Genomic DNA, 23,516 nt, shown 5'->3' with positions numbered 1-23,516 from the left:
TTAAGGCTATCAGTACTTAACTTAGGCTACTTGCCGCTTAGGTTTTTTGCAGCTTAAAGTGTTTGGTCTAGTCCGCGGCGTTTAAGCAATCCTTGTGTGGTTGGCTCTTGTCCACGGAAGTTTTTGTAGGCTTCCATTGGCGCTATGCTATTACCCACTTCTCTGATTGTTTTGCGGTACTTCATGCCGATTTCACGATTGAGCCCGCCTTGGGTTTGCACATAGGCAAAGGCATCCGCCGCTAAAATCTCACTCCACATATACGCGTAATAACTTGCCGAGTAACCGCCGGGGAAGGCATGGGCAAAATAGGTCGATTTATAGCGTGGCGGTACGGCGCTGATGTTTAAGCCGTGCTTTTTCAGGGCATTGGCTTCAAAGGTGGCCACATCTTGCAGTGGTGCATTTGGGCTTAATGAATGCCACTCCATATCCACTAATGCGGCGGCCATGTATTCCAGTGTGTCGAATCCTTGGTTAAAGCTGCCAGATTTCAGCAGTTTTTGCAGCAATTCGTCGGGAATAGGTTTGCCGGTTTCATAGTGTTTCGCGTAGTTGGCCAACACTTTTGGATGGGCCGCCCAATCCTCTTCGAAGGTCGATGGGAATTCGACAAAGTCCCGTGAAACCGAAGTGCCCGCCAGACTTGGATATGTCACTTTGGAGAACATGCCGTGGGTGCCGTGGCCCATTTCATGGAACATGGTGGTGACTTCGTTATAGCTGACGAATGTAGGTTCACCCTCTGGCGCTTTCTTAATGTTCATCACGTTTACGACCACAGGTTTAGTACCTTCAAGGAAGGATTGGCCTACAAACGAACTCATCCAAGCGCCACCACGTTTGCCTTCACGGGCAAAATAGTCGGCGTAGAAAATGGCCATGCTTGAGCCATCGGCATCAAACATTTCGTAGGCTTTCACATCGGGATGGTAAACCGGTAAATCTGGTCGAGGTTTTAGGGTGACGCCATAGAGTTCTTTGAGGGTGTAGAACACGCCGTCTTCGAGAACGCGGTTAAACTCAAAGTATGGGCGAATGCTATTACCATCGAGGGCGTATTTTTCTTGGCGGACTTTCTCGGCGTAGAATTCCCAGTCCCATGGCGCCAGTTCAAATTTGCCGCCAGTCTTGTCGATCATTGCTTGAATATCGGCCGCTTCTTTCTCTGTATTAGCGACTACGGCTGGCACCATAGAGCCAAACATGCTGTAAACCGCTTCTGGCGTTTTGGCCATTTGCGGCGCTAGGCGATAACTCGCCCAATTTTCATAACCTAATAGGGTGGCGCGCTCAGCGCGCAGTTGCGCTAAACGAGATACCAGTGACGCCGTCTCGTTTTCACCGCTTAAGCCACGGTTAGCTGAGGCTTCCCAAATGCGTTGGCGCAGTTCACGGTTTTCCAGTGACGCCAATACGGGCTGGCGAGTGGTGTTGGTGATGTTGATCAGATACTTGCCATCGTGACCCGCCGCTTTAGCATCGTTTGCAGCCGAAGTTATGTCGCTGTCATTTAATCCTGCAAGCTCATTCTTTGATTCCACGATAACGGCGATTTCTTTAGTTAGGCGCAGTAAACGCTGGGAAAACTCATTGGTCAGTGTCGATTGTTCTTCATTTAATGCGCGGATTTTCACTTTCTGTTCGTCGGTGAGTTTTGCGCCCGCCATGATAAAGCGTTGGTGATAGACCTCAACCAAACGCACCGCTTCTGGGGTTAAACCTAGATTAGCGCGGTCGTTATAAATGGCTTCGATACGGGCAAATAGCGCTGGGTTTAAGTTGATGTTGTCCGAGTGCGCCGCCATTTTTGGCGCCATTTCACCTTGAATTTTACGCAGCTCTGGATTGCTGTTCGAACCCGCTAGATTATAAAACACACTCGATGCGCGGCTGAGCAGGGCACCGCTTTTTTCCATAGCCACAATGGTGTTATCAAAACTGGCCGCTGCGGGATTATTCGCAATCGCGAGGATTTCTTGATAGTGCTCGGCCATACCTTGCTCTAGGGCAGGCGTAAAATGCTCATTCTTGATGAGGCTAAAGTCGGGCGCTTGATATTGCAGACTACTGACTTGAAACAAGGGGTTTTGGGCTTGTACCGACATGGCGTTAGGGGCTTTGCTTTCTGTGTTGCTACAACCTGCCATAAATCCGGCGGTGAGTGTGGCGCCGATGGCGATGGCAATAAATCGTTTACGCATAATTGAGTGACTTCCTTTGAATTGTTGTTTTTTTAGGACTGTAACGTTAGTAACTTAAATGGGACTGAAAATGGCTTGTTATGGGGCTGTATCTAAAAAAAGGAGTCCCGTTTTGATGAGACTCCTTTGGCGATTTCCTTGCAGGGAAAATCGGTACCGCTTTTTACTGACTATTTAATCATGCGATGATGAAATGATTAATTAGCGAGTAAACTTGTGGTATTTATCAATACCAGAGCTTCTACCTGTGTTATGACATACTGCACAGGATTCAGTCGTTGGTTGTTTAAACCAATCTGCCACGCTAGGAACGCTGATCTCACCACCGTTGCTCACCATGTGCGCTTTCGCAGAATCAATCGTATGGCAGGCATAGCAGTTTGCAGAAACAGGGCTAGTCATCTTGCTACCGGGTTCTAAAATGTATTGATTTGGAATTTTATCTAAATCAATCGCTTTATCATGGCAGGCAACACAACTGGTGACAGGATTGATCGCCCCTGCACCGTTAGCCGCATTCGCTTGAGTTCCATCCGCTTTCATTTCACCGACTTTAGCGCCATTACCCCAGTGCCAGCTGTGAACCATAGGACCAAAACCTGCGCCTAAGGCGGCTGATGTCCGCGCCATGCCGTTGTCATGGCAAGCAATACAGCCATTACCGCCGTCATCGAAGGCCCCATTTTTGTGGAATGCAGTGGCATCGTTATGACAAGTGGTACAGCTGTTAGCGCTCACTATCTCACGACGTTCGAAGCCAGAGACTTTTTGAGCCGTGACTGGGTTAACGACGTCTGAGTAGGCGGTAAAGGATACGCCCATAGAACCGTCATAACCTGTCGCTCTTAGGCTGCCATTACTTTGATAACGTTGATTGCCATCATATTCCATCCAACCTGCGGTACTGAATGTCACGCGGGCAGAGTAAACATAGTTAGCATTCACTGCGCTGATATCCGTCAGTAAGTGACAGATATTCTTAGTGCCGTCGGTGTTGTAACCATAGTAATAGTTAGTACGGTTACCTGGGCGGCCCACTAAACTGCCATTTTCATAGGCATGCAGATAGGCGCTGGCATAGACCAGCGGTTTCTTGGCATCAAACACCAGCGGATCTGAGTAGTTGAAGTTATCTTTGATACTAAAGATATTGCCATCAACATCCTTTACAGTAAGTGTTGTACACCAGCCTGGGGCTGTGACTGCCGCTGCTGCACCTGTTGGTGCATAGTGATCTGTTTTCGTTGAAATATCATCGACTTTAACTGGGGCTGCTAATGTGACCTTGTACTTAGCGCGTATAGCTTGGCGTTCAGTAATGCCAGACTTGCCTTCATGCATAGTACGGACATCGGCACCATTACTTGGGATAATAACGCCTGGTACACCACCACTATCATGGCAATCGATACAACCGGGTCCTGCTAGGTTAATGTTAGTTGGGGCTTCAACGTGACAGGATGAACAGTTTTGTACTGAAAAGTCTTTAGTAAAATCTTGGTGATTGATATGGCCAATTTTAGATAAGGTGTTTGTCGTATAGCCACCCGTAGAGAATCCTTCCGCATTGACCACTGCGCGACTCACTGAGCCGTGACATGCTAAACAGCCTTCTACGAAAGTGACTTCACCGTCCATACCGGTTGCAACATAGCTTGCATGGCGGCGAGGACTGGTTGCGTAATCGACGTGACATGAATAGCAACTATCGGTTGTGGTGGAATGAGTGCCTTCGGGTTTATTGACAACTAAGGGGGCTGAACGTGCGATACCTGTTGCGCTATTGCCGCCAACGCGTAACCACACAATACCTTCAGTGCTCGGGTTTACCCCTAACATTGGGGCCACAAAAGTGTAGTGGCCGTCGCCTAAAGAGGTCAGTGTGGCGCCTTCTGTCGCTTGAGTTGCCGCGCCACCAATATGCACATTGTCTGCAACGCCATTAAGATCACTTTCGGTACGGTTATTGATGAAACCTTTATCGGTTAACGCCGCGACTTTAGCCTCTGCGTTTTGCAGCCCGTTGATTAAATTATTATTCTCATCGGTAATTTCAAATTCGTAACTGATACTGCCTTCGCCAAAGCTGTAGTTGATCACTTTGACGTTCGTCAGCGTTGAGCTAGTGACTGGGGGCGGTGTTCCGGGTTCCCCGGGTGTGCCAGGCGTACCTGGGGTTCCCGGAATACCGGGCGTTCCTGGTGCGCCATCGACACCATCTTTGCCATCATCGCCACAACCAACAAGGGCACCTGTTAGTGCTAAAGCCACTAAGTATGCCAGTTTTCTAGAGGTGAAAATTCTCATCATTATCTCCATTTGATCCAATATGCGCATAAAGGACGGAGTGGAGCACTAAAGTTTGCAGGGTAGATTAGTGCTTTGACCGTTAGCTTTAATTTGCAAGCTATCGAATACTTTCTTTTTTTAAATTGAGCACGTTTTGTCTCGAATGAAATACTACTGTTAACGTTATGTTTGTTTTTTGAGCATAACCCCATTAACACCTAATACTTTGGAGGTAGATCTCACTTTTGACATTTAGCTTTATTCACTATTTCCTTATAAAACAACATTTAAGGTTCGGTTAAGCTTACGTTAACAAAATTTAATCATTTGGCTGCTGGTGATGGTTTTTATCGTGGAGAGCATTAAATAAAGTGGGCTGGAGATGTTTAACTCGACGATGGGGGAGTAAAACGCTGGATAAGTCGGCGCCGATGCAGAATTTCATGATAAAAGCTTAGTGGCTGCTAGTGTTCTGATGTGAAGCGCAATGTTAGACTAGCGCCCAATTTGGCTCTGGTGGCAGACGCGTAAGCGTTAACGTTTTTTAAAGGGTATAAGTCTTGGCTCAATTGTATTTTTATTATTCGTCGATGAACGCGGGTAAATCCACTTCCCTATTACAGTCATCCTATAACTACCGCGAACGCGGTATGAATACCTTGGTGATGACAGCCTCCATAGATGACAGATATGGCAAAGGTAAAGTGGCTTCGCGTATCGGCATTGAAACCGAAGCACAGGTTTTTAGTAGCCAAGATGATCTGACTCAGATGATTAGCGATGTGCATCAAGCCACACCATTAAGTTGTGTGTTGGTGGATGAGTGCCAGTTTTTGAGTAAAGAACAGGTTAAGCAGCTGACGCATGTGGTCGATAATATTGATATTCCCGTACTCTGCTATGGCCTAAGAACCGATTTCCAAGGTGAACTCTTTAGCGGCAGTCATTATTTATTAGCGTGGGCCGATAAGTTGGTTGAGCTGAAAACCATTTGCCATTGTGGCCGCAAAGCCAACATGGTGGTGCGCCTCGACGGTGACGGCAAAGTGATGCGCGAGGGCGAGCAAGTGGCAATTGGCGGTAATGAAAGCTACGAGTCCGTTTGCCGTAAACATTTTCGCGAGTTTATCTGGGATTAGTCTTTGCTAGCTGGGTATTGTTGGCGGCTAAATATTTTTTGTGTGGCTTATTGGCTCGTTCTGTTTCTGAGCCACAGTGTTTATGAGTCACATTGCTGCTGAGTCACAGTGTCGGCGAGCTTAATCGTTGAAAATACCTGTGTATCAACAAATTAAGACTTGGCGAAATTTACTCTTTGCTTAAAAATAGTATAAGTGGCCAGCTTAACATTAGCGTGAGTGAGTGGCGGTTGTGGATTATGGATACCACTCTTTTGGGTGAAACAAGGTTTGAGAAAGTGTGGATATACTATTCCACTATATAGATCGGATAGCTAAGGCCTAATAAACGTAATGGCTTAATGAGTTGATGTCTTGTTTTACTGAGTGGCAACGGATTTGCTGAGTTGCATGAAAGATATTTATTTTAGTGTTTTTTTGGAGCTGTTTTGCCTAATTCCCCGTCAGAGATGAAGTTCGAAAATTATCGTCCTCGTCCACCACAACCCGAACCTAAGGTGAAGGTTAAGACTCCGCGTAAAGCCAGATCAAAGGGCAGAGTCTGGTTCTTATTTTTTATTTTGATTTGCTGTATCGCATTATTGATTGGCCTTGAAGTGAAAACCTCGTTTTATCAAGCCAAATACATCAATCAATATGCTAAGACGCTCACCTATGAATTAGAAAACTCACCGAGCACAGCGGTGATTTATCCAAGTTATGGCCCCTTTGATGAGCGCCATGGCTACAGTAAGTTACCCCAGTATATCGACCGATTAATGCAACGGAATTTTCAGGTGACGCAGCAAGTGGCATTTTCGCCTGCCTTGCAGGAATACGCGCAGCTGGGATTTTTCCCGCCTTACCACGAAAAGGCACAATCTGGCTTAACGCTGCTCGATTGTCGCAATACCGATTTGTACGAGTTTGCCTATCCTAAACGGGTTTATCAGGACGACGATAAGATCCCCAATGAAATCGTTAATACCTTATTGTTTATTGAAAACCGCGAATTATGGACCACGGAAGATAAACTCAATCCCGTGATCGACTGGCCACGTTTTGTGGTGGCGGGGATGAGCCAAATTGCAGAGATGGTCGGCATGAATGTGTCCACCGCCGGTGGCAGTACGCTGGCGACTCAGATTGAAAAATTCCGCCATTCTTCCCAAGGCTTAACCTTGAGCATCAAGGATAAGTTATTACAAATTGGCTCGGCTAGTGTGCGCGTGTACCAGCAAGGTGAGAATACCGAACCTGCACGTAAGCGCATCGTCCAAGATTATTTAAATACAGTGCCATTATCCTCGGCACCAAATCATGGTGAAGTGCATGGTATTGGTGACGGGTTGTGGGCTTGGTTTGGCACCGATTTCGATACCGCAAATAAGTTGTTAGCATCGCCACAAATCAAGGGTAATGCCGCCAAGCGTGGACAAGTATTCCGCCAAGTGGTCGCGCTGATGATTGCCCAGCGTCGCCCTTCATACTATTTATTGCAAGGTCATGAAGATCTTGAAAATTTAGTCGATAGCCATATCCGCTTACTCGGCCAATATTACCTTATTGACCGTGGTCTGCGCGATGCCGCACTCGCGCAGAAATTGCAGTTTAGGGTCACTAAGCCGCAACGAAATACGCAATCGGGTGCCGATAAGGGCGTGAATACAGTGCGTATTCGTACTGCGGGCATGTTAAATGTGGGGCTCTACGATTTAGACAGGCTCGACTTGACGGTCAACAGTAGCTTACACAGTGATTTACAGCAGCAAGTGAGTCACTACTTACGCAGCTTGGCGCAAGTGTCGACTGCTGAGCAAGTGGGTTTATTGGGTGAGCGTTTACTCGAGCCAAGCCAACTGCAAAACGTGCTGTATAGCTTTACGCTTTACGAGCGTACCGACACCGCCAACCGAGTTCGTGTGCAGACCGACAGTACCGACCAACCCTTTGATATTAACGAAGGCAGTAAGTTGGAACTGGGTTCAACCGCTAAATTGCGGGTGATGGCGACCTACTTAGAAATCATCGCTGAGATCCACGAAAAATATTCGAAAAAACATGGTATTGAACTGGAATCTATCATTATCGAACCTAGGGATCACTTAACCCGTTGGGCAATTGATTACTTGATTGTGAATCCTGATAGACGTTTAGATCGCATGTTAGATGCAGCGCTACAGCGGGAATATTCTGCCTCAACCAGTGAGCAGTTCTTTACCGGTGGTGGTTTGCATGTGTTTAATAACTTTAAAAAATCGGAAGATGTTAAGACTCCGACACTTTATCAAGCTTTGCAGGATTCGATTAACTTGCCGTTTGTGCGCCTCATGCGCGACATAGTCAATTACAGCAGCAGTATGCAAAATGAGGGCAATATGGCCCAGTTGCTACGTAATGATAAAGATCCGCGCCGCGACGAATACCTGCGGGTATTTGCCGATAGAGAGGGCAATACCTTCGTCACTAAGTTTTATCGCAAGTATAAAAAAGTGGCTGCGAATGAGCGTTTTGGGATGTTCTTCGACGGTTTATCCCAGTCGGAGCAACAATTAACGTCGGCGTATCGCTACCTCTTACCCGATGAACCTATGTCGGCATTTAAGGCTTTTCTGCAGCAAAGATTGCCGCAGGTGAGTTATACCGATGGTCGTATTAAGAGCTTATATAACAAGTACGGCCCTGATAAATATAACCTGCCGGATCAAGGTTATATCGCACGGGTGCATCCGTTGGAATTGTGGGTGCTGGATTATCTTAATCATAATCCCGATGCGAATTTGAACGATGTGAAACAGGCGAGTGAAGCACAACGCCAAGAGGTTTACCGTTGGTTATTTAGGACGCGACATAAAAACGCCCGTGACGTTCGAGTGCAAGTGATGCTCGAAGTGGAAGCCTTCCTCGACATACATCAGCGTTGGGCGCGTTTAGGTTACCCCTTTGATGCTATGGTGCCATCCTTAGGTTCGGCGCTCGGCAGCTCGGGAGATAGACCTGCGGCCTTGGCCGAACTGATGGGGATTATTCAGAATGATGGCTATCGTTTGCCTACCGTGCGTATCAATCAGCTGCATTTTGCCGCGGATACACCATACGAAGTGACGCTGCAGAATCAGAACACCCAAGGTGAGCGAGTCATGCGCCATGAAGTCGCGCAAGCCCTAAAAGCGGCGCTGGCGAACGTAGTACAAAACGGTACTGCCCGTCGTTTGAAGGGCATTTTTACCGATGAAAAAGGCGAGATGTTAGCCATAGGCGGGAAAACCGGCACCGGTGATAACCGTATCGTGACTCAGATGCAGCAAGGTAAAAAAGTGGCGACGACTGCCATGAACCGCACCGCGACCTTCGTGTTTTATCTGGGGGATAAATACTTCGGCACTTTGACGGCCTTCGTGCCCGGCAGTAAATCCGATGATTTTAGTTTTACCTCGGCGCTGCCATTGCAGGTGATGAAGGGCATGATGCCTATTCTGTCTCCCTATGTGAAAACAGAGCAGGGGATGTGCGTGGTAAACGAATAAAGGCAGGAGGTTAGTGCCGCGCCTGCATGTTAGCAAAGTTCGCTAATAACAAAGAGTGTTCCTGATGAACACTCTTTGTCGTTTTAAGGCTTAAATTCTCTACCGATTCTTGTAGGAGAGTTATAACGTCTCATACCAAACGATAAAGATTTATTATGAATAATTAAACTGTCCGCCTAAATAGCATTGATTTGGGCCAATTAACGGTATTCTCTGACTTGAAAATGCCCAAAGCAAGACAATTGAGTTACGCAGCATTAATTGTCATTGTTTCCCCAGTGACTCGCCATAAACTCGTCCCTGAGGGCTCTACTAAAACATCCATGTTTTAGAAGGTCACTGGTGCAACAATGCCAATCTTAACTAACACTTCTGCTGTTCGTTCTGCTAAAAAGCTATTGCCCCAAAGCGTGTTTCAAAGTTAAAAATGCAAGTAGGGCGAATAAAGCTATGTCTAAAGAAAAGCTAATGTGATGAGGTTACTTTTAACCTAGAAGTCATCCCCGTCCAATCTTTCACATATCAGGATTACCATTCCCTTCAGACGTAGCGTAATGACCGATAGCTAAAAGCAGCCAGCCTTATGGGGTTAAGCCGATGAGGGGATAGGGTGTGAGTGTCAGCCTGAATCTGGGTTCAAAATGCTGTCAACCAAGGTCAAAAATCAGTCGGAAGTAAGCGTAAAAGAATGAGAAAGCTAAAACGATATCAAGTGATTACCCATCAAACTGTATAAAAAACCGCTACCGCAAAAAAGCAAATTCCTATAGCATCATTTATATCAATTGACATGGATGTGGCAGCGGCCAAGTCCAACAAGCGATTTATGCCCTGCTAACAGCGCAGCGCATAAATACTAAGACGTTATGTTCATCTGGATAGTTCTGTGAATAAACAAGCATTTGATGCCAACGGAAGTCATATTGGAACATTTGATGGTGAGTTCTTTTACAACAAAGCAGGGAAAATCGCGCTGCGGGTAGATAGCGATGAGATCTATACGACAGAAATCCCATGCAAATACATTGGTGTGTATGAAAATAACGAAGCGAGAAAATTTGATGGCTCGCTAATATTTCGTATAGAAGAATAGGCTTACAACTGCCAAGGAATTATATGCCAGTCATTACGCAAAAAGATGAAAAAATTGCAGTTACGGCTGCAGCTTTAGGAGAGAGTTTCTCGGTTGAAGAATTCGTTGAGAAATTTAAAGAATTGCATCCAAAAGACTGGGAAAAAATCGAACGGAATTTCCGAAAGCATGAGCGAAGCACCAGACCTGACAAAAGCCACCCAATGCCAGGTCCTACTCAATACATAAAAAATGCACTTAATGTTTGGTTGAGTAAGAGCAAATGAAAAAGTCGCATCATGCCATCCTCAAATACATTTTCGATCATGACGATGCAGGAATAAGAGAAATTAGCAAAATCATGAATCGTAAGCACAAAGATCACCGCGATTTCTATGCTTTAGCTGCATTAGTTGATGCTGGATATATTGGATTTACTGGGCCAAATCATAAAAATGAAGACGGCTCTCTGAACACCTATAAGCAAGTCAGATTATTCCAAGCTTATTCACTTGGTGAGGGGAATCAAACATATGATGGCGAGACAATAATAGCTAAAAACCCTGATTCGTATTTTTATTTGGCCTCAAAATCAATTGAGTATTTTCATTCAAGAAGCGAAGCAAGAACTGGCTGGTTGTTAACTGCCATTTTTGCGTTTTTTAGTGCAATTATTTCAGGAGTTATTGTTAGTAAACTCACTGTGACAGCTATTGAAATCATTGCAAAATGAACATAACAAACCGCGTCATTCAGGGCCTTCGGCCCCTGCGACGCTCACACGTTCGCGCGCATGCGCGGAGCGTTTATGTGCTTAGGAGTAAAAAATTAGTTATTCAAATATTCCGGACATAGCGATCGGTGAAGGCACTATTTCTGTATTGTTTAAAGCCGTAGGCTTGAAGTCATTCCATCAAGCCTGCGACTATGTTTGGCGGCTTCCGTATGGTCGTACAAGTGAGCCATATCAATTCAAAACTGTGCTATCGGAAAGCCGTGGCACTTGTAGTTCAAAGCATGCTTTATTGAAGCTCTTGGCTGATGAAAATGGTGTAGAGGTAGAGCTAGTGGTAGGGCTTTATCCAATGAAGGAATCTAATACACCTGGAGTTGGTGTAGTATTGGATAAATACGGCTACAAATTTATTCCAGAAGCCCACTGTTACTTAAATTTTCGGGGGTCTAGGGTAGATTTAACACGCTTTGGTTCCGAGGCAGTTGAAGAAATAAATGACTTTTTCATTGAGGTCCCAGTGCGGCCTCAAAAATTGGCTAAAGTGAAGCCTGAAATGCATCGGCAGTTTCTAGTAGAGAAGTACGGTGAGGGTCAAGTTGCTTCGGTTTGGCAAATAAGAGAAGAGTGTATTGCTGCACTGAGCACCTAACAAGTGGTCCAAACCGCTCGCTTTGCTCACTGAGACCGGCTAAAGCCGGCCCCTTAACCAAACGTTATCCATAGAAATTATAATTCGAAATTCACTAATTCGAGCTAAAAGTCTAACTTGGGAATGTCTAAAAATGAGTTATCTTGAGTATGAAACTTTAATACTCAATTGCTGTGCGATTTATGCACCTAAGCGCAGATGAGTATGATGCTTTATTTTGCCACGTATTCAATCGGGTGCAGTAGAATCAAGCACATGTGACGATTCAGTATAGAACTTTATTCCTCTCCCACCATTGAGCTTGTTGCACTGGTTAAAAGGCTGTGGTTAAAGCGAGTGCTTAAGATTACTACGGTGAGATCTGGTAAATTTTTGATTTCGCTTCATCAGTCACAAGATAAATCAACCCATCAGGCCCTTGCACGACTGAGCGTAATCTTTGTCCCAATTCATTTTTCAGCAGCCGTTCTTCTTTAATAATCTTGTCGCCATCAAGCACTAAACGTACTAGCGTTTTTTCCTTTAGGCTGGCGAGTAAAATATTATTTTTCCACTGCGGAAATTTATCGCCCGTGTAAAACATAAAGCCCGCCGTGGCAATTGAGGGAACCCACTTGTAGACGGGTTGCTCCATTCCAGCTTTGTGGGTGCCTTCGCCTATTTTGCCGCCACCGTAATTCTCACCATAGGTAATCACAGGCCAGCCATAGTTTTTGCCCGCCTCATCAATATTGAGTTCATCGCCGCCCTGCGGTCCATGCTCGCCAGTCCATAATACTTTGCTGGTGGGATTAATGGCCGCGCCTTGCATATTGCGATGACCAATAGACCAGATCTCGGGCAAAGCGCCCGCCGTATTAACGAAGGGGTTATCTTGAGGCACAGAACCATCGGCATTAATCCGCACCACTTTGCCTAAATGATTGTCTAATGTTTGGGCGCTATCTTTTTCGCTGTAGCGGTCGCCAAGTGTGATAAATAAAGTGCCGTCAGGCGCCCACACCAGACGGGATCCAAAATGATGGCCGCTGTTGATTTTAGGTTGCTGACTAAAAACGCGGCTGAGATTTTCAAGCTTGTTACCATTGAGCGTGGCAAAACTCACCGCTGTGCTATTGAGATCGCTTGCATCACCTTCAGCGGGTTCTGAATAACTGAAATAGATTTTTTTGCTGCTGGCAAAATCTGGCGCAAGCACCACATCGAGTAAACCACCTTGGCCCTTGGCATATAGTGGTGGTAAACCCGTCAAGGGTTCACCTATTTTACCTGCGGCGCTAACAATGCGCATTCTGCCGGCGCGTTCAGTTACGAGCATGCTGCCGTCGGGTAAAAATGCCATACCCCAGACATTTTCTAACCCTTGGGCTATGGTTTTTACCTGGATGTTGCCCGTTTCCGTTTTGACGCTAATGATTGCTGCGCTAGCGGTTTGCGCGTAAATAGCGGGCGAGCTTGCAATAAGACACAGGGTAAGGCTTAAGGCATTGATTTTAATGGTTTTTATCTTCAATCCGCTTAGTTTAAAGGTGATCCGTTTCATCGCTATCCTTAGTCACAGTGCTTTCCTAAATGATGGCTCAGAGTAACAAGCCAATAACCTAAGGGCAATTTATCGATGTGACCTTGTATCGAAACTCACAGTCTTGTTCCCTTGAGTCCAAAAACTGCGCGTTGGCTAATGCATTCAAAGGCTAACGTATTAAAACCTTGTTTCACGCATAAACAGCTCATCGCATGAAAAAGCCTAAGGCCATCGCTAAGCCCACTATCACAATAAAACCACGCAGCAAGGGCTGTGAAATACGATAGGCCAGCGCCGCGCCCACATAGCCACCAATAATCGCCATCACAGCAAGCAGCAACAGATATTGCCCATCGATAACATTGCCCGCGGCATAAACCACAACGGCGATGGCGGTGAGTAGGGCAGAAATGAGATTTTTAAGACCGTTCATCCCATGTAGATTGGTCTGGCCCATCAGCCCAAAGCTCGCGAGCAGTATGATGCCTAAGCCACCATTAAAATAACCACCATAGATACACACGGTCGACAGCATTATCAGTGCTGTCATCGGACTTAACATTGGCGTAGAGGTGTTTTCGCCTTGCTCAGTGATTCTTCGTTTGAGCAACCAAGGGCCAATGATAAAGGCCGCGGTGGCCAGTAAAATCAGCCAAGGAATGAGTTTTGCGAAGACTTGCTCGCTGGTGGTCAGCAAAATACCCGCGCCAATACTCCCGCCAATTAAAGCAATTAAGATCAGATTCTTAAGGCTAAGACTCGCCGGATATTCGATATCCTTAATAAGCCAGTCCATAGATACCGCTCCTTTGGACAATGAGAGAGTTAAACAGAGAGTTTATTTGAGTGCTAAGAATGAGTCTGTTCTCGTGAGTCAATCTTAGTACGTCACCCTAACAGGATGATTTCGATATTGAAAGTCGAGCAATGATTCGTTACATAATCGAAAGTCACGTAATAGAAAGTCGCGTAATGGATAGTCACATACAGCCATTCGTAAATGTGAACACACTTAGTGCTAGGGGATTTGCTCCCAAACACCAGACATAAAAATAACTGCAGCTATGGCTCCACTTTGCTCGGTAAAAACATCTTCTCCCCAGCAATTTTGCCCACGTTCTTGATAATAAACTTCAAAGGTACTGAGCATAGGTGTTCGAATGCAATACCAACCATCGAAGGTATTCTTGGCAAAATGCACCCAATGTTGCGCATCGGCTGTACTGGTCAACCCAAACTGGACACTTTTACTTGAGAATTCTCAAACTCTACAGGTGACAGATCGTCATTAGCAGAATGCAGCCGCTCCAAGTTGTAATATTTCATGTAAGCAGTCACATCTTGCTTCATAAACTCCATTGTTGGTTGATTAACTTTAAAAATCCAATCGTGTTTTAAGCTGCCAAAGAATCGCTCAACAACGGCATTATCCCAACACGCCCCCACATCACCCATGCTGGCTCGGATACCATAGCTCGATAGCAGCCTACCGAATTGCTTACTGGTATATTGCGAGCCTCGGTCACTGTGAAATACCAACCCTCTAGCCGGTTGGCGCAGGTTGTAGGCTTTTATTAATGCCTTAGATATCAAATCCGTAGTCATGCGTTTGTCTATGTGCCATCCCACAATCCGGCGTGAATATAAATCCATCACCACAGCCAAATACATCCAGCCTTCACCCGTCTTTAAATAGGTCACGTCACCCGCCCAGACCTGATTAGCCGATACTGGATTAAAGTTCATGTTTAACAGGTTATCTGCCACTGCATCTGAGTGTTTCCGCTGCGTAGTCACCTTGTAAGCACGTCGCTGGGTTGCTTTGAGTCGAAGGCGGTGCATAATTTTACGAACGAGTAGCGACCAACCTGGTAGCCTTCCTTGCGCAATTTTTTCACCATTTCACGATTCCCTAAGCTGCCTCGACTTTGCTTAAATAGCTGCCGAACAAGGCGATAAAGCTTCAGTGTTTCAAGGCTTATCACGTTTGCAGGGCGTTTATGCCAATCGTAATAGCCTGATTTACTTACACTCATTACTCGACATAACAGTGCTACAGGAAACAGGTTGGATTGCCGTTTGATGAAACGAAATTTTACTTCATTTCTTTCGCAAAGAAGGCGCTGGCCTTTTTTAGAATTTCTTTCTCCATTCGTAATTCTTTGTTTTCTTTACGTAATCGCTTTAATTCATCACGCTCAGACTCTTCTAAGGTGACACCGTGTTTCAGGGCTTCGTGTTTTTCCTTCCAGTTGTAAAGCAGGCTCGTGCTAACTCCAAGAGACTTTGCCGCATCGGCAACGCTATAACCTTGTTCTAGCACCATCAAGACAGCTTCATCTTTAAATGCTTGCGGATAACTCTTATGTGATTTCTTCAGACTCATATAGACCTCTTAATTTATTGACCATACTGTCTCAAAATTAAGTGTCCGATGGGATTAGACCAGAACAGGCAGTTTGGATTTGCTGAATGAGTAATTCATTTTGTGACAGCAAAGCCGCAAGTTCACTCTGGGTGGTGATCTGATGCTCGGCTTTTACTGCCCCGAGAAGATTTTTTAGTGTAATCATGGAGTCCCTTGCTTCTAGCAGCGAACCTGAACCACTTGCTAGCGAATTGCAGCTGCTATTGATGATTGGATCAGCGTCTCATAAATATCAGCTTGGCCAGCAGGAATAAGTTGCCTGTGTATTTCGCGGCGTTTTGCACTGTCGAATAAGCGCTCCGCAATCCAGCCGGTTAAGTAGAGTGAGGACAGGCAGCCACCCGCGGTGGCAATATTGCCATTGATAACCAGAGCGCAGTCTTCTACATCCACACCCATGGCCACTAATGCGGGTTTGGCATCGGGATGAGTCGTTGCCGAGATATTGTCGAGTAAGCCTAATTTGGCAAAGAAGAATGACCCCGCGCAGATACTGCCAAGCAATTGCCGTGAGGGATCTAATTTAAGGGCTGACATAAACTCAGTATCTTCGAGTGCGGCAGGTACGCCTTTGTAGCCACTGCTAAATAATACTACGTCGGCATCAGCGACTTCGGCCACATGACCATCGGTTGCAACCGTCATCCCCAAACTCGACCTGTGGCTAGGCTTTGTCCCGAGTACTTTTACTGTCCAATCGGTTTTTGTACGGCCGAGAATATCGCGCATTAAGAAGAAATCGATATCGGTAAATTCATCAAATATTACAATCGCAATCTGGTACATAAGCTTTCCTTTGGCTTGCATTGTGGATGACTTAAGGCTTGAATACGCTCAACCTTAAGCCTTGGGTCCTCAATATGAATAGAATCATGATTTTATTGGTTATCCATTTTTTATGAAAATTTGGTTAATCAAAATCTTAACCAGCACTAAACGATGGCAGTCGCTTGGCGAAAATAGCATGGGCATCAAAATCTTGGCTTTGCATTCTGGTTAATGTGTTGGTTAACACTTCATCGGCTGCATCTTCAATCCGCAAGATCTTCTCTGCTGCGACATAGTCGCTAAACGCTGTGCAGACTTGTTCAAACAAAGCCGTTACATCGCCAAAGGCCGGATGACTAAATTGTGGGTTAGGCAAACCCCTAAGGGATCGCAGTTTCAGCAGCATTAACGCTGTCAATGGTAAATATGTGTGCGGCCCACCATTGAACTCAAAAAAGCACTTTTTATCCCCAATAACTGCTTGTTCTACCTGATGATCGCACAGGGTTTGCAGCATAGTGCTGATGAATTCGATATCCTGTGTGTCCCAGTTATCTAAAAATGGCGCATAGGGGAAAGGAGCCGTTTTTCGCAGTGTCACTTGCACTTCAGTGGCAAAAGGCGGCTCAATAACGCCCAAATAGCGCCCATACAGCAGCACCAAAAAATCGCCGATAAAGCCGTGGGAGCGAATGGCCCAACCCGAACGCCAGGCCATTGCGTTGGCATAATACAGCTCGTCGGCCTCAGTCTTAAGCCCAGAAAACAGCATAAGCACAAGTCGAAAAGCACTGGTTGTCATCCATCCGGCATTAGCTATTTCACCTGTTTTCTCAACCGCAGTGTAGTATCGATAGTAGTCGATCGCGGTATTAAAATAGCCGTAAGCAAGCGAGCATATAAGCGGCTTAGGCTCAAGCAAGCCCGATTCAATATAGGTAAGTTGGGCTACATAGCCCCAATGGCACTCGGGTACACCAAACTCAGCTCCAAATAATTCCCACTGGCGAAAATCCTCATCAAACTCACGATATTGTTTCACTCTCTCGAAACCATCTGTCATCCCACTGTCGATATAATCGGTCAGTAAATACTGGTCATATTCAAAGACGTTTTTGGCATAATCGCGCATATGTTTACGACTGCGACTGCGCTTATTGAGAAACTTGGCTAACATATTGAGCATCCTTATTATTTAGGCTGCGGCAAGTTTACCGCAACGGTGCTAAATATGACTATCTGTAGCATTTTTGAAGCAAGCATTAAGCGACTCCGTTGTAGCGATGGTGAACACACATTCGCCAGCAAAGAACCTTGCTAACATATGGTGTTATCAGTTTAATGCGCGACATTGTACATTATTGAATATGCTGGGATGGGGAGTAAACCGCACTCTTGCGTTGGCGACTATCGGAAAAAGGGACTTTTTCGTTGAGCCCCCAAGGATGGGTTTACTGCTTGTCGCCAGAGCATTAGTGCTGTTTATGGCGATAAGCTCTCAAAAAGTACCTAGACTGCAAAAGCTCACAGAAAACAAGGTTTGTAGTGAACAAGCAGGTGGTGAATTTTACTCATGGTTCCCCGCTTTCGCGGGGATGACAAAAGCAACAAGGCCCAGAATCATTTTCTGGGCCTTGTTGGTATCGTAAAACGTCGGTTAACGCTCAAAACTCTTTAGGCTAAAGCTTCAAACTAACTTGAGTTTCAACCTTAGCCGCTATACGTTACTTGCGCATTTTAGAGAACGCTTAAAACACCATTTCTGGTACATGCTCAGGTACGATTAACTTACCGGCGGTTTTGCTGACGATTTCTTCTACGCTGACACCTGGGGCGCGCTCTAGTAGATGGAAAGCGCCATCTTTGATTTCGATAAAGGCTAAATCTGTGACGACGCGTTTAATGCAGCCGTAACCAGTCAGCGGCAATTCGCACACGGGTAGCAGCTTAGAATTACCGTATTTATCGGCGTGCATCATAGTCACGATAATGTTTTCTGCGCCAGCGACTAAATCCATTGCGCCGCCCATGCCTTTGATGAGTTTGCCGGGGATCATCCATGAGGCGATAGAGCCATTCACATCGACCTCAAAGGCGCCAAGTACGGTTAAATCCACATGGCCGCCACGGATCATGGCAAAGCTTTCCGCCGATGAGAAAAACGACGCGCCTTTGACTGCGGTAACGGTTTGTTTGCCTGCGTTGATTAGATCAGGATCTATAGTGTCTTCGGTGGGGAATTCGCCCATGCCGAGTAGACCATTTTCCGATTGCAGCATCACTTCCATGCCGCTCGGAATATAGTTAGCGACCAGTGTTGGAATGCCGATGCCGAGGTTGACGTAGTAGCCGTCTTTTAATTCTTTGGCGACGCGCTGAGCCAGTTGTTCTCTTGATAATGCCATGATATCTATCCTTTCTATTTGGCTTTGACGCTTTGGTCTTTACTCTTAGGCTTTTACCTTTAGTTTTTACTTTAGGGAGCTAAGTGCCAATTGCGTTAACTGTGTTTCAAGGTTTTGCCAGCGCCTTTTATTTCGCGGCTTTTACCGTGCGCTGCTCGATACGTTTCTCGAACGTGCCTTGAATAACGCGGTCAACATAGATGCCCGGCGTGTGGATATGATCTGGGTCTAGCTCGCCCGGCTCAACAATAAACTCAGCTTCAACCACAGTGATTTTGCCCGCGGTCGCCATCATAGGGTTAAAGTTGGCAGCGGTTTTACGGAACACCAAATTACCCATGGTATCGGCTTTCCATGCGCGCACTAAGGCAAAATCTGCGGTCAGCGACTCTTCTAACACGTAATGGCGCCCTTTGATTTCGCGGGTTTCCTTGCCATCAGCGACTGGCGTGCCGTAGCCTGTAGCGGTGAAAAATGCCGGAATGCCTGCGCCACCTGCACGGATTTTTTCCGCTAGTGTGCCTTGTGGAGTCAAAATCACGTTCAGTTCGCCAGAGAGCATTTGTTGCTCGAAAGTGGCATTTTCGCCAACGTAAGAGGCGATCATAGTGGCGATTTGGCGATGTTTTAACAGTAAGCCAAGGCCAAAGTCGTCAACGCCAGCGTTGTTTGATATCGCCGTTAAACCGTTAACGCCCATCTTAACCATTTGATTGATTAAGCCTTCGGGAATGCCGCACAGGCCAAAGCCGCCGACCATAATGGTCATGTCGTTTGATAAGCCGTTTAACGCTTCTTCATAGCTGCTGACGACTTTATTGAGTCCTGCCATTGTGATGTCCTTTTATGCTGTATAAAACGCGCGGGAAATAACGCGCGTTTTTAATAACGGTTGTTGGTGTCGTTAATTATTGTTGTTCTATTTTGCTAACAGGGCCGTGGCCACTTTCGAACCGTTGTTGCGATTCAGCTGTGTGCTAATGGCTTGTCCTGCTAAAGCGAGTTTTTGTAAATCGATACCCGTTTCGAATCCCATGCCGTGCAGCATATACACTAAGTCTTCGGTGGCAAGATTGCCCGACGCGCCTTTGGCATAGGGGCAGCCGCCAAGACCTGCAACCGAGGAGTCAAACACCCGCACACCTAAGTCTAAGCAGGCCAAAATGTTAGCGAGTGCTTGGCCATAGGTGTCGTGAAAGTGTAGCGCCAGTTTCTCAATAGGCACTCGTTCACTCACAGTTTGCAGCATTCTACGGGCTTTTTGTGGCGTGCCTACACCGATAGTGTCACCGAGCGATATTTCGTAACAGCCCATTTTGTAAAGGATTTCAGACACGCGTGCCACTTCACTGACCGCTATCTCACCTTCGTAGGGGCAGCCGAGCACGCAGGACACATAGCCGCGCACCGGAATATTGTGCGCTTTTGCTAATTCCATCAAAGGGATAAAGCGTTCAATCGACTCTTCAATCGAGCAGTTGATATTGCGCTGACTAAAGCTTTGTGAGGCGGCGCCAAATATCGCTACTTCGGAAGCTTTTGCATCCAGTGCCAGTTCAAAGCCTTTGACGTTGGGCGTGAGCGCGCTATACACCACGCCGCTTTGACGCTGTATTTGCTTGAGCACATCGGCTGAATCGGCCATTTGTGGCACCCATTTAGGTGACACAAAACTGCCAGCTTCGATGCGCTTAAGCCCTGCATCTGCGAGCGATTCAATCAAGGCGATTTTAGCTGCCGTCGGCACGGCGACTTCGTTTTGTAGGCCGTCGCGCGCGCCCATCTCGAAGATACTAACCCTGTCTTTGGCGTCCGCTGCTTGGCTTAGATTGACTAACGACATCTTAGGCTTCCTTGGTCGCGGTTGGCTCGTCTGTCTCTAACGGCTCAACGTTAAGCAAGGTTGCGCCATCGGTCACTAGCTCGCCCGCCTTAAAGTAGAACTCACTGACTATGCCATCAAACGGCGCTTCTATGGTGTATTCCATCTTCATGGCTTCCATCACTAGCAAACCTTGGCCTGCTTTAACTTGTGCGCCGACATCGACTAAATGGGTCACTACCGTGCCGTTCATGGGTGCTTTTAACTTGTCAGCATTGCTGGCTTGTTCTTCGACCACGAGTGTTTGCACTGCTTTGAAGTGGTAACTACCAGAGGATAAAAACAGCGTAAAGTCATCACCTTGTGCGCTAACCGGCACTTTACTCTTATGGCCGTTGATTTCGGCGAGCAGTAAGTCTTGTTTCAGTTCACCGTTGAGCAACCAATCTTGACCGTGCAGTGGCAACTGATACATGCCGCCTAAATCGAGCATCACCAACTGCTGTAATTCATGGGCGTCATCGAGCAGGGCAATATTGTGTTGGCTGCAACTGTTGAGTCTAAAGCCGCTCACTTGACCCCAAGGTGAGTAAGGATCGGCGCTGTTGATCGCTTGCGCTTTGGCGGCTTCTTTACGGGCAAGTACTTGATACAGCGCGGCAAAGGCAAGCGCAGTGTCGGCTTCACTTGAAGCTGTACCAATTAAGGTGTCGCCATAACGGCCAATAAAGTCAGTGCTAAAGTCGGCATTGGCAAACGCTGGGTGCTCGGCAATGTTCGCCAAAAACTCAATGTTGTGCTTAAGACCGCTGATTTGATACGACTCTAAGGCATGCACTAAACGTTGCAGGGCGCGCGGGCGCGATTCATCCCAGACGATAAGCTTGGCAATCATAGGATCGTAGAAGTTACTGATCACATCGTTTTCACGAATACCCGAATCGATACGCACATATTTACTTTGCTCGGGTTCGCGCAAAAAGTTGAGCTTACCACTGGCGGGTAAAAACTCATTTTGTGGATCTTCGGCGTAAATACGCACTTCAAAGGAGTGGCCGTGAATACGCACTTCATCTTGCTTAAGAGGTAGTGGCTGACCGCTGGCGACCAGTAATTGCCATTTTACTAAATCTTGGCCAGTGACCATTTCGGTGACGGGATGCTCAACCTGCAGACGAGTGTTCATCTCCATGAAATAGAAGCTATTGTCCGTATCTAACAGAAACTCTACCGTCCCCGCGCCAACATAATCGATGGCTTTAGCTGCCGCGACGGCCGCATCACCCATTTGGGCGCGCAGTGCATCGCTTAAGCCTGGTGCTGGTGCCTCTTCGACCACTTTTTGGTGGCGACGTTGAATCGAGCAGTCGCGATCCGATAAGTAAATCGCGTTACCAAAGGTGTCGGCAAACACTTGTACTTCGACGTGGCGCGGCTGGCGTAAATAACGCTCCATCAATAACTTATCGTTACCAAAAGAAGAGGCCGCTTCACGGCGCGCCGAGTTAACGGCTTCCATGATTTCGCCTTCATTCTCGACAATACGCATGCCTTTACCGCCGCCACCATAAGCCGCTTTAATCAGCATAGGGAAGCCGATTTTCAGTGCCTCCGCTTTTAAGGTCGCATCGGTTTGGTCATCGCCGTGGTAACCGGGCACTAAGGGCACATTTGCCGCCGTCATAATAGATTTGGCGGCGCTTTTACTGCCCATGGCATCGATAGCATCGCTACCTGGGCCAACAAAGACGATGCCTGCGGCTTCACATTTACGGGCAAAGTTGGCGTTTTCAGATAAGAAACCGTACCCAGGGTGAATGGCTTGGGCGCCGGCTTTTTTGGCGATGTCGATAATCAAATCGCCCTTTAAATAGGAGTCTGCCGGCGCACTGCCGCCTAAATAGAAAGATTCGTCGGCCATGGCGACATGGCGTGCTTCCTTATCGGCATCGGAATATAGGGCAACGGTGCGAACGCCCATGGCATGGGCGGTTTTGATGATGCGACAGGCGATTTCACCGCGGTTAGCAATCAATAGCTTGGTAAACATTTGCTTGGTTAACATCAAAGGGCTCCTTGGGTATCACTTGGCTTTTGCGTGGGGGGAGTTGAGAGCGCTTGTTGCCAGTTAGGCAGACGTTTCTCAAAAAAGGCGTTTAAGCCTTCTTGGCCCTCGGTTGATACCCGAATGCGGGCGATACGCTCGCTAGTGTAATCAATGGTGTTTTGGTCTATCACGCCATCTTCAAGATGCGACAGCAGTGTTTTTACCCACGCCATGCCTTGCGGACTATTGGCCAGCAGCGCATCAATAATAGGCTTTGCGGCGGCGTCTAAGTCATCGCTGATCTCATGAATGACATTCAGCTTTAATGCGGTTTCTGCACTAAAACGTTCGGCCGTTAACATGTAGCGGCGCGATGCGCGGTTACCCATAGCGCGGGCAACGTAAGGGCTTATCACCGCAGGAATCAATCCGAGTTTCACTTCGCTCAAGCAAAAACTGGCGCGCGTCGTTGCGATAGCGATATCGCTGGCGCAAATCAGCCCCAGTGCGCCGCCAAAGGCTGCGCCTTGCACTAATGCAATGGTGGGCTTAGGAAAGGTATCTAAATCCTGCATCAGTTTTGCTAAGGCTTTGGCATCATTTAGATTTTGCTCAAAGTCCATTTTGGCTTGTTTGCGCATCCAATTGAGATCGGCGCCGGCGCTGAAGTTTTTGCCGTTTGCTTTGAGTACCAGTACTTGGCATTGCTTGTGCTCAGCAAAATAGCTAAGGACGCTAATCATCTCGCTAATCATCACTTCATCGAAGGCGTTGTGTACTTCTGCTCGGTCAAGAATAAGCTCGGCAACGCCGTTATTGAGCGCATAAGTGACGTGCTGCAAGTTGCTTAAATCCTTTGTGCCGCTAGTGCTGTTTAATCTGTCTGTCATTATTCTTTCCCCTATCTTATTGTGTGGCATATGTTT

Annotated in this window: 16 protein-coding genes and 4 pseudogenes; 6 read left to right on the top strand and 14 right to left on the bottom strand. The window is 46.7% G+C overall.

Going from position 1 to position 23,516, the window contains the following annotated elements; translation table 11 throughout:
• Positions 1-53: 53 nt before the first annotated feature.
• Together Q4Q52_RS16450 and Q4Q52_RS16445 are read right to left on the bottom strand one after the other, a co-directional pair.
• The gene (locus Q4Q52_RS16450) at positions 54-2,204 is read right to left on the bottom strand and encodes a M3 family metallopeptidase (protein ID WP_259579753.1); all 2,151 of its coding nucleotides are present in this window, start codon (positions 2,202-2,204) and stop codon (positions 54-56) included.
• Positions 2,205-2,405: 201 nt separating this feature from the next.
• Complete coding sequence (locus Q4Q52_RS16445) at positions 2,406-4,511, bottom strand: multiheme c-type cytochrome (RefSeq protein ID WP_311991109.1); 2,106 nt, start codon at positions 4,509-4,511, stop codon at positions 2,406-2,408.
• Positions 4,512-5,053: 542 nt separating this feature from the next.
• On the opposite strand from Q4Q52_RS16445, the gene Q4Q52_RS16440 reads away from it, so the two are divergent.
• The 6 genes from Q4Q52_RS16440 (at position 5,054) to Q4Q52_RS16415 (ending at position 11,595) form a co-directional block, all read left to right on the top strand.
• Positions 5,054-5,632, top strand: coding sequence for a thymidine kinase (locus Q4Q52_RS16440; RefSeq protein WP_006082333.1), 579 nt, complete (start codon positions 5,054-5,056; stop codon positions 5,630-5,632).
• Between the two features lie 428 nt (positions 5,633-6,060).
• Entirely contained in the window at positions 6,061-9,138 is a 3,078-nt protein-coding gene (locus Q4Q52_RS16435; RefSeq protein WP_107948297.1) for a transglycosylase domain-containing protein, read from the top strand.
• Between the two features lie 886 nt (positions 9,139-10,024).
• A complete protein-coding gene (locus Q4Q52_RS16430; RefSeq protein ID WP_063884479.1) occupies positions 10,025-10,231 on the top strand; it encodes a hypothetical protein in 207 nt (68 codons plus the stop codon).
• Positions 10,232-10,254: 23 nt separating this feature from the next.
• Positions 10,255-10,497 (top strand): hypothetical protein, encoded by a 243-nt coding sequence (locus Q4Q52_RS16425; RefSeq protein ID WP_063884480.1) that lies wholly within the window; start codon positions 10,255-10,257, stop codon positions 10,495-10,497.
• The gene (locus Q4Q52_RS16420) at positions 10,494-10,943 is read left to right on the top strand and encodes a hypothetical protein (RefSeq protein ID WP_063884481.1); all 450 of its coding nucleotides are present in this window, start codon (positions 10,494-10,496) and stop codon (positions 10,941-10,943) included. The genes Q4Q52_RS16425 and Q4Q52_RS16420 overlap by 4 nt, the downstream gene beginning before the upstream one ends.
• A 148-nt stretch (positions 10,944-11,091) precedes the next feature.
• Positions 11,092-11,595, top strand: a complete 504-nt coding sequence (locus Q4Q52_RS16415; RefSeq protein WP_197721136.1) for a hypothetical protein — start codon at positions 11,092-11,094, stop codon at positions 11,593-11,595.
• Between the two features lie 349 nt (positions 11,596-11,944).
• Here Q4Q52_RS16415 and Q4Q52_RS16410 read toward each other — a convergent pair whose 3' ends face one another.
• The 12 genes and pseudogenes from Q4Q52_RS16410 to Q4Q52_RS16355 all read right to left on the bottom strand — a co-directional run bounded on the left by Q4Q52_RS16410 (position 11,945) and on the right by Q4Q52_RS16355 (position 23,480).
• A complete protein-coding gene (locus tag Q4Q52_RS16410) occupies positions 11,945-13,138 on the bottom strand; it encodes a PQQ-dependent sugar dehydrogenase (protein WP_311991108.1) in 1,194 nt (397 codons plus the stop codon).
• 187 nt (positions 13,139-13,325) lie between these two features.
• Positions 13,326-13,904: pseudogene (locus Q4Q52_RS16405) on the bottom strand (sulfite exporter TauE/SafE family protein); the annotation flags it as partial.
• Between the two features lie 234 nt (positions 13,905-14,138).
• Positions 14,139-14,342 (bottom strand): annotated as a pseudogene (locus Q4Q52_RS16400) (cytoplasmic protein); the annotation flags it as partial.
• A gap of 5 nt (positions 14,343-14,347) precedes the next feature.
• Positions 14,348-15,506, bottom strand: a pseudogene (locus Q4Q52_RS16395) (IS3 family transposase).
• 67 nt (positions 15,507-15,573) lie between these two features.
• A pseudogene (locus Q4Q52_RS16390) lies at positions 15,574-15,693 on the bottom strand (cytoplasmic protein); the annotation flags it as partial.
• Positions 15,694-15,731: 38 nt separating this feature from the next.
• Complete coding sequence (locus Q4Q52_RS16385; RefSeq protein ID WP_311991107.1) at positions 15,732-16,334, bottom strand: DJ-1/PfpI family protein; 603 nt, start codon at positions 16,332-16,334, stop codon at positions 15,732-15,734.
• Between the two features lie 136 nt (positions 16,335-16,470).
• Entirely contained in the window at positions 16,471-17,493 is a 1,023-nt protein-coding gene (locus tag Q4Q52_RS16380; protein ID WP_310802182.1) for a hypothetical protein, read from the bottom strand.
• Between the two features lie 571 nt (positions 17,494-18,064).
• Entirely contained in the window at positions 18,065-18,721 is a 657-nt protein-coding gene (locus tag Q4Q52_RS16375; protein WP_006082325.1) for a 3-oxoacid CoA-transferase subunit B, read from the bottom strand.
• Positions 18,722-18,848: 127 nt separating this feature from the next.
• A complete protein-coding gene (locus tag Q4Q52_RS16370; RefSeq protein WP_006082324.1) occupies positions 18,849-19,553 on the bottom strand; it encodes a CoA transferase subunit A in 705 nt (234 codons plus the stop codon).
• A gap of 87 nt (positions 19,554-19,640) precedes the next feature.
• The gene (locus Q4Q52_RS16365; protein WP_259516200.1) at positions 19,641-20,564 is read right to left on the bottom strand and encodes a hydroxymethylglutaryl-CoA lyase; all 924 of its coding nucleotides are present in this window, start codon (positions 20,562-20,564) and stop codon (positions 19,641-19,643) included.
• A 1-nt stretch (position 20,565) separates the two neighbouring features.
• Positions 20,566-22,608, bottom strand: a complete 2,043-nt coding sequence (locus Q4Q52_RS16360) for an acetyl/propionyl/methylcrotonyl-CoA carboxylase subunit alpha (RefSeq protein WP_259516199.1) — start codon at positions 22,606-22,608, stop codon at positions 20,566-20,568.
• Positions 22,608-23,480 (bottom strand): enoyl-CoA hydratase-related protein, encoded by an 873-nt coding sequence (locus Q4Q52_RS16355; protein ID WP_259516198.1) that lies wholly within the window; start codon positions 23,478-23,480, stop codon positions 22,608-22,610. Before Q4Q52_RS16355 ends, Q4Q52_RS16360 begins: the two co-directional genes overlap by 1 nt.
• Between the last annotated feature and the right edge of the window lie 36 nt (positions 23,481-23,516).

It is taken from the genome of Shewanella sp. SP1S2-4, assembly GCF_031932075.1.
GTDB lineage: Bacteria > Pseudomonadota > Gammaproteobacteria > Enterobacterales > Shewanellaceae > Shewanella > Shewanella baltica.
The sequence above is the reverse complement of the archived record's forward strand: the minus strand, read 5'-3'. Positions and strand labels throughout refer to the sequence as shown.